We start from the raw sequence: 1,694 nt of genomic DNA on the forward strand, positions 1-1,694 counted from the left end.
GTGTTGCACTTCAATTTTAAATCGGGGCATTATGCTTTTTATTTTAAGGAGGAACAAAGGTATTATGAACTTGAAGTTAAATTTAACAAATCCCGACCAGCCAGATTTTGATCAAGTATATGCTTTATATCAACAGGCTTTTCCTGTAGACGAATTGTATCCAACAGACTTGCTTTTTGGCCATTTTAATGATCCTAATAATGAATTTTGGAGCATTTATGATGATGAAAAGTGGGTCGGTTTGGTCTATTGTATGACCGAAAATGATTTGACTTATATTGGATTTTTAGCTATCGCGCCAGAACTTCGTGGAGAGGGTTATGGTAGTGCAGCTTTAGCAGCAGTCAAAGAAAAGTATTCGACAAATAGGGTTTGCTTGTTGATCGAAGAAGTTTCTCCAAAATATGCTGATTATGAAGCTCGTAAGAAAAGATTTTCTTTTTACCAAGCTAATGGGTTCCAGTCAGCAGGTTTTAAAATTGCTGAACTAGATGTTCATTATGATTTTCTAGTAGCAACTGGTCAATCTTTAACTAGCGATGAATATCTTTCGTTGATCAACCATTATTGTGGTCAAGACTATGCAAAAGTAGTAAATTCTCACGTAATAGATTAACCCTAAGATCCAGCAAATAATTAAAACTTAAAAAAGTTTAATTAAAAGTTAGTAAATTATTTGTTATAATAAATCTATTGTATCAAATTTACTTTAACTTTTAATTGGAGGTACATCAAGAATGAAAAAAACAATCAAGGTCACTAAGCAACGTGCTGGTTTATGGCAGGACAATAATGTAACTTATGCACAAGTTCCAGGGTGGTTAGGGCATAGCACACGTGATTTAAAGCTAACGGTTATTAGGCACTTTGAACAGCAAGAAAAGTCGCTGCCTTTAATCGTTTGGTTTGCAGGTGGTGGCTGGATGGATGTTGACCAGAATGTTCATTTGCCCAATCTGGTTGATTTTGCGCGCGCTGGTTTTGTTGTCGCAAGTGTTGAGTATCGACATAGTAACCTAGCAAATTGGCCGGCCCAACTTGAGGATGCTAAAGCTGCGATCCGTTATTTAAAAGCACACGCCGCTAAGTATCAAATAAATAAAGAACAAGTCATCGTTATGGGTGAGTCGGCAGGTGGACATTTAGCCAGTATGACAGCTCTGACTAATAATATGACAGAATATGATAAGGGAGACTACTTGGATGAAAGCAGCGCTGTCTCGCAGGCGATCCCGTGGTATGGTGTAGTGGGCCCCTTATCTGCTAAACAAAAAAGTGCTTCTAATGATTTTGATTTCGTGTATCGTAATTTATTGGGTGCGGAGCCTGAAGATGCTCCTAAACTAGATGCTCGGGCTGATCCGCTTCAATTTGTAGGACAAAATAAAGTTCCTTTCTTGATTTTGCACGGTACTAAGGATGCAGTCGTACCTGTCAGTGATTCTGAAAAATTATATGCAAGTTTAACTGAAAACGGTCATCCAGCCGACTTGATAGAATTAGAAGGTGCAGAACATATGGACGAGCTATATATGCAGCCAGAGATCAGTGATCTGATCATTAATTTCATTCGGACTAACTTAAAATAAGATCGATTTGGCAATTTAAGTATCATAGAAACTTTTTTCAAAGAATTTTCATTATTTGGTGAAAATTCTTTGAACCCGAATTGTCAAATCAAGTGCAACATACCT

General features: G+C 37.2%; 2 protein-coding genes. Both read left to right on the forward strand.

Annotation, left to right across the window (positions count from 1 at the left end):
• The first annotated feature begins 64 nt into the window (after positions 1-64).
• A complete protein-coding gene (locus FC65_RS10500) occupies positions 65-616 on the forward strand; it encodes a GNAT family N-acetyltransferase (protein WP_010496156.1) in 552 nt (183 codons plus the stop codon).
• Positions 617-737: 121 nt separating this feature from the next.
• Positions 738-1,589, forward strand: coding sequence for an alpha/beta hydrolase (locus tag FC65_RS10505; RefSeq protein ID WP_056972678.1), 852 nt, complete (start codon positions 738-740; stop codon positions 1,587-1,589).
• The last annotated feature ends 105 nt before the right edge of the window (positions 1,590-1,694 follow it).

It is taken from the genome of Ligilactobacillus acidipiscis DSM 15836 (genome assembly GCF_001435755.1).
Lineage (GTDB): Bacteria > Bacillota > Bacilli > Lactobacillales > Lactobacillaceae > Ligilactobacillus > Ligilactobacillus acidipiscis.